Raw genomic sequence first — 5,481 nt, forward strand, 5'->3', positions numbered from 1 at the left:
GACAACACCACCGGCGTCGGCCTCGGCATCGCCCTGTCCCGCGGCCTCGCCGAGGCCATGGGCGGCAGCCTGGAGGTCGAGGACACCCCCGGCGGCGGCACCACCATGCTGCTCACCCTGCCCGCCTCGCGGGAGGCGCGGACCGGGGCACCCGGCATCGGCACGCCGGAGAGGAGCTCCGACCGGTGAACCACATCCTCGTCGTCGACGACGAGCCGGCGCTGCTGCGCACCCTGCGGATCAACCTCCACGCCCGGCACTACTCGGTCCTCACCGCGGCCACCGGCCAGGAAGCCCTGGACTCGGCGAGCCAGGCACCACCCGACGCCATCGTCCTGGACCTCGGCCTGCCCGACCTCGACGGCGTGGACGTGATCGAAGGCATCCGCTCCACGCTGACCGTGCCGATCATCGTGCTGACCGGGCGGGCCGACATCGAGGACAAGCTCCGGGCGTTCGACGCGGGGGCGGACGACTATGTGACCAAGCCCTTCGTCGTGGACGAACTCCTGGCCCGGCTACGGGCCTTACTGCGCCGGCCGCTGGGCGCGGTCCCGACGGCACCGGAGCCGTCGGCACGGATCGGGCCGCACGAGGTCGATCTCGGCGCGGGCACCGTCACCGGTCCGGACGGCCAGGTCCGCCTGACCCCGACCGAGTGGAAGATCCTCACCCTGCTGCTGGCCAACCCCGGCCGGCTGGTGCCCGGCAAGCAGATCCTGACCGAGGTCTGGGGCCCGGACGCGGAGGGCAACGGCAACTACCTGAGGGTCTACTTCTCCAGCATGCGGCGAAAGCTCGAACCCGACCCGCGCCGTCCGCGCCACCTGATCACGGAACCCGGGCTCGGCTACCGGTTCCGGCCGTGAAAGCGTTCCGGCCGCTCACCCGGACAGATCGTGCGCCAATGCCTCGTCAAGATGATCCCCGGTGGTATCAAGGACTCGTCAGGGAAGGCGGACAGGTGTTCGGCCGCACCTAGTGTGAGCTGCGAGGAAGCGGTTCGCTGCCCGGGCGTGGGGCCTGGCGGCGAACCGTTTGCCGAACCCCGACCCCGGCGGGTTCCTCCGGGGAGGGTTCGGCGGCCAGTGAGAAACAGGGGGAGGGGACGCGTGGCGATGCCAACGGGAACGTCGCACCCCCCGGGGCGCGCGTCCCCCGGCACCGGCTCGGAAGCTCCTGGCGCAGCCGGGCATGGTGGTCGTCCTCGGCTCACCGCCGTCCACGGCCCGTCGTCGGTGCAGCGTTGCGCACGACCGGCGGCGCGAGCGGAGAGGTCACGCCCCGTCCACGCCGCTCACGCTCCGATGCCCCGTGGTTCCCGCCCCTGCCGCTCGCCGCTAATGCTCCGATAAGATGACCACAGGTGTGCCGGGAAGCCTGGTCGGCGCGGGGGATGACTGCGGCGATCGGCGGCGGTGACCCCGGTTCTCGCGATGGGGTCCTTTCCACCGATGCACGTAGTGGCGATCGTTCTCGTCCTGGTGGTCCTGGCCACGACCGTGGCCACCTTCGCCGGGCGCCTGCGGGTGCCCGCGCCCTCGGTACTGGTCCTGGCGGGCATCGGAGTGGCGCTGATACCCGGCGTCCCCGCACTGCACGTACCGCCGCAGGTGATCGGCATGGTGGTCCTGCCGCCACTGCTGTACGCCTCCGCGGAGGAGCTGTCGCTGCGCGATCTGCGCACGGTCTGGCGACCGGTGACGATCCTCTCCTTCGGTCTCGTCTTCGCCTCCGCCGCCGCCGTCGGCTTCACCGCCGTCGCCGTCGCGGGGCTGCCGCCCGCGATGGCCTTCGTCCTCGGCGCCGTGCTCTCCAGCACCGACCCGGTGGCCGTCACCGCGCTCGGCCGGCGCCTGGCGCTGCCCGGGCGGCTCCAGGTGCTGGTGCAGGCGGAGAGCCTGTTCAACGACGCCACCTCGCTCGTCCTGTTCAAGGTCGCCGTCGGCATCGCGGTGGCCGTCGGCGCCTCGGTGAGCCTGCCCACGGCGGGCGGGGAGTTCCTGCTGCTCGGCGGGGGCGGCAGCCTGGTCGGTGCCGCCGTCGCGGGCCTCGTGTGGCTGGTGCGGCGCTGCACCACCGACCCGGTGCTGGAGACGGTCATCGCCCTGGTCACCCCGTACGCGGCGTACGTGCTCGCGGAGTCCGCGCACACCTCCGGCGTCACCTCGGTCGTGGTCGCGGGCGTGCTGCTCGGGCGCTCCGGACACCGGCTCACCGACGCGCACATCCGCCTCCAGCTGCACGCCGTGTACGCGGTGGTGGTGTTCCTGCTGGAGAGCGTCGTCTTCTCGATCGTCGGCCTCGAACTGCCCGCCTTGGTGCGGGACCTGCCCGCCGGTACCGGCTGGTGGCCGCTGCAGGCGCTCGCGCTGGCCGCCGTGCTGATCGCGGTGCGGGTCCTCTCCACCCTGCCGCTGACCCGCGCGGTCAAGCCCAGCCGGGGCGGCGGCCGGCTCTCCTGGAGGGTCGCCGGGGTGGTCACCTGGGCCGGTACCCGGGGGGTCATGCCGCTCGCCGCGGCCCTGTCCATCCCGTTGCTCGCCGACGACGGCACCAAGCTCACCGGACGGCCGCTGGTCCTGGTGCTCACCACCGCCGTCGTCGTCTTCACCCTCGTCGTCCAGGGCCTCACCCTCGCCGCCGTCGTCAGCCGCTCCGGCCTCGCCCTCGAACCCGAACACACCGCCCGCGAGGAGGACGACACCCGCGACGCCCTCAACCGCGCCGCCCTCCACCACGTCGAGAACCTCGCCGAACTGGAGGCCGTCCCCGACACCGCCCTCGACCGGGTCCGCCGCGCCCTCACCGCCCGCCTCGACCACACCCCGGAGACTCCGGACGGCACCACCGCGGACACCGCCTACCGCCAGCTGCGCCGCGAGGTCATCGCCGTCCAGACCACCGAACTGCACCGCCTCTACGACGAGCACCGCATCAGCGACACCACCCGTCGCCGCCTCCAGCACGACCTCGACCGGGAGGAGGCCGCGCTCGGCACCCCGTGACACCGCCCGGGTCGAGCGGCCGTCCCGGGAGGGGGAGCCGGCGGTGGCGCCGCGCCGGGCCGAACGCGGTGAGCACCGCGCAGACGGTCGAGCCGAATCTCGTCCCGCCGCCGGAGTCGGAGTCCTGCGCCGATCGCCACCCCGTTCCTCATCGGCCCGGCGCGCCGCAGAACACCTCGCCGACGAGACGCTGCTGGGCGGCCCGGAACGCCGGAGCCATGGACAGGTCGGCATCGTCCACCCAGGTCAGCCCGGCGGTCAGGGTCGTTCCGCCGTCGGCGCTGCTGTACATCAGCGCCGCCGAGCCCATGGTGGCGCCGTTGTGGTGGAAGACGGTGCCGCCCTCCGTCTCCTGCGCGAACACCCCCAGGCCGTAGCCGGCGGTCGCCTCCGGCGTGCGCATCTCGGCCAGCAGCTCGGCCGGCAGGAGCCGGCCGCCCATCAGGGCGGAGAAGTACGTGTGCAGGTCGCGGGTGGTCGAGATCATGTCGCCACCGGCGCCGACCCAGGACGGGTTCTGCCGGGTGACGTCGACCGTCCGCTCCCGCCCGGCGTCCTCGTAGCGGTAGTAACCGTGGTTGTGCGGCCCGGGGATCTCCGGCGAGGCTCCCGGCGCCACCGTGCCGGTCATCTCCAGCGGCCCCAGGACCAGCCGCTGCAACTCATCGGCGAACGAACGGCCGGTGACCCTCTCGACCACCAGCCGGGCCAGCACGTAGTTGGTGTTCGCGTAGCTCCAGCCCGCGCCCGGGGCGAACCGGGCCGGCTTGGACAGCGACAGCCGCACCAGCTCTTCGGGCCGATAGGTCATGAACCGGTTGTCCACCCATTCCTTGCCCTGCCGCGGGACCCCCGGCACGATCGTCCCGTCCTCGTGGAGCTCGCCGGTGTGGTTGAAGATCCCGCTGGTGTGCTGCAGCAGCATCCGCACCGTGATCCGCCGGTCGAGACCGACCTCCGGCAAGTAGTAGGCGACCGGGACGTCCAGGCCGATCCTGTCCTCGGCCACCAGCAGGAGCACCGAGGTGGCGACGAAGCTCTTCGTGCTGCTGCCGATCCGGAAGTGCCCCGTCGTCAGCGGCCGGGCGCTCCGGCCAAGCTCGCGAACACCGGCGCTGCCGACCCACTCGCCCCGCTCGTCGTCCACCCGGAGCTGGATGCCGAGGAAACCGTCCTCGACCAGGTCCTCGATCGCCTTCTGCAGCTGCGGACGGCTCTGCCCCTGAACGGAAAGGTCGATGGACATCGTGTGCTCCTTCACATCGGCGGTGCCCGGTGCGGCGTCCTGCCGCTGCGCCGAGCCTCCACCCTGCCCCGGGGGCAGCCTCAACCGTGACCCGGCTCACAGCGCGGTCCGAGTGACGTCTGCGTCGAGTGGTGCGGGTGGCCGGCGTCAGAGCTTGAACATCGCGGTGTACGGCTGGGTGATGCGTTCCTGCCGTGATCCGAAGTCGACGAGCACCGCGATGTCGCCGTCGCCTTCGACGCCGATGACCCGTCCGAGACCGTACCCGTCATGGGTGACGCGGTCGCCGACGGTGAAGTGCTTGGGCGGTGCCTCCGCCCGGGGCTTGAAGGGGCTGGTGGGCAGGGGGCGGCGACCTGCTGAATATTTCGTCATTCCGGCCAGTATGCGCCCCGGAAGCGCGGGTGCGGGACTCTCCGGCGAATGCGAGTTCGAACTGTGTCGAAATGTCGCGCCCGCTGCCCGGTGCGTCCTCGCGAATGACGGCGGTGGGCGGCGTGCGCCGTTTCCGCGGGACTGCCACCGCGCGGGCGATAGTCCAGGCGGGTGACGAATCCCTGGGAGCCGTCTACCCGGACGGTGGCGGCTGCATGCTCAAAGAGCTTGCTCACCAGGGGTGTTCGCGGTCCTTTCGGCTCGGAGCGGCCCCTCGGTGCGAAGGCTCCCGCAGAACCGGGGGTGAAACTCCCACCGCGGCGGGCTGCGGCCTGCTACAGTCGTCTTAGTTGCAGTAGTGGTTCCCATGAACTTTGTGTGCGCCTGCTGATGTATTGCAGGCGCATTTTTTGTTCCCCGGCTCTTCCCCGGTGGGCGCTCCATGCGGTGACTCGGAGCCCGCGCCGTGCGTGCTCCGGACAGTCCCTTGAAGGAGATTTTTAAATGGCTAATGGCACTGTGAAGTGGTTCAACTCGGAAAAGGGCTTCGGCTTCATCGAGCAGGAGGGTGGCGGCCCGGACGTCTTCGCCCACTACTCGAACATCAACGCCAACGGCTTCCGTGAGCTGCTTGAGGGCCAGAAGGTCGAGTTCGACGTCACGCAGGGCCAGAAGGGCCCGCAGGCCGAGAACATTCGCCCGCTGTAGTTCTTCTGCCGTGGCACCTGCCTAGCAGCGAGGGGCGCCCCCCCCGCGCCCCAAACCCGCCCGGGGGCCCCCCGCACGGCCCCCCCCCCCCCCCCCCCCCCCCCCGGCCCCCCCCCCCCGCCCCCCCCCCCCGCCCCCCCCCCC

At 71.8% G+C, this 5,481-nt stretch carries 6 protein-coding genes; 4 read left to right on the forward strand and 2 right to left on the reverse strand.

What is annotated here, in order from left to right; genetic code table 11:
* From ACFV1W_RS39825 to ACFV1W_RS39835, 3 genes are all read left to right on the forward strand, one after another.
* Positions 1-189 (forward strand): ATP-binding protein (locus ACFV1W_RS39825; RefSeq protein WP_380422385.1); only part of this gene is annotated, 189 nt, incomplete at its 5' end.
* Positions 186-869 carry a response regulator gene (locus tag ACFV1W_RS39830; RefSeq protein ID WP_380422386.1) on the forward strand — a complete coding sequence of 228 codons (684 nt, stop codon included), beginning with the start codon at positions 186-188 and terminating at the stop codon, positions 867-869. The genes ACFV1W_RS39825 and ACFV1W_RS39830, both read left to right, overlap by 4 nt.
* Positions 870-1,454: 585 nt before the next feature.
* Positions 1,455-3,008, forward strand: a complete 1,554-nt coding sequence (locus tag ACFV1W_RS39835; protein ID WP_380422387.1) for a Na+/H+ antiporter — start codon at positions 1,455-1,457, stop codon at positions 3,006-3,008.
* Between the two features lie 148 nt (positions 3,009-3,156).
* Here the strand turns inward: ACFV1W_RS39835 and ACFV1W_RS39840 are convergent, their stop codons facing one another.
* Together ACFV1W_RS39840 and ACFV1W_RS39845 are read right to left on the reverse strand one after the other, a co-directional pair.
* Positions 3,157-4,254, reverse strand: a complete 1,098-nt coding sequence (locus tag ACFV1W_RS39840) for a serine hydrolase domain-containing protein (protein WP_380422389.1) — start codon at positions 4,252-4,254, stop codon at positions 3,157-3,159.
* A gap of 147 nt (positions 4,255-4,401) precedes the next feature.
* The gene (locus ACFV1W_RS39845) at positions 4,402-4,629 is read right to left on the reverse strand and encodes a hypothetical protein (protein WP_380422390.1); all 228 of its coding nucleotides are present in this window, start codon (positions 4,627-4,629) and stop codon (positions 4,402-4,404) included.
* Between the two features lie 504 nt (positions 4,630-5,133).
* Between ACFV1W_RS39845 and ACFV1W_RS39850 the strand changes: the two genes are divergently transcribed.
* Complete coding sequence (locus ACFV1W_RS39850; protein ID WP_045694210.1) at positions 5,134-5,337, forward strand: cold-shock protein; 204 nt, start codon at positions 5,134-5,136, stop codon at positions 5,335-5,337.
* Positions 5,338-5,481 lie beyond the last annotated feature (144 nt).

Origin of the sequence: Kitasatospora sp. NPDC059648 (genome assembly GCF_042734825.1) — a bacterium.
Lineage (GTDB): Bacteria > Actinomycetota > Actinomycetes > Streptomycetales > Streptomycetaceae > Kitasatospora.

Excerpts from the sequence above, each read along its gene's own strand:
- ACFV1W_RS39835 (WP_380422387.1), top strand. The coding sequence starts at position 1,455 with ATGCACGTAGTGGCGATCGTTCTCGTCCTGGTGGTCCTGGCCACGACC.
- ACFV1W_RS39840 (WP_380422389.1), bottom strand. The coding sequence starts at position 4,254 with ATGTCCATCGACCTTTCCGTTCAGGGGCAGAGCCGTCCGCAGCTGCAG.
- ACFV1W_RS39845 (WP_380422390.1), bottom strand. The coding sequence starts at position 4,629 with ATGACGAAATATTCAGCAGGTCGCCGCCCCCTGCCCACCAGCCCCTTC.
- ACFV1W_RS39850 (WP_045694210.1), top strand. The coding sequence starts at position 5,134 with ATGGCTAATGGCACTGTGAAGTGGTTCAACTCGGAAAAGGGCTTCGGC.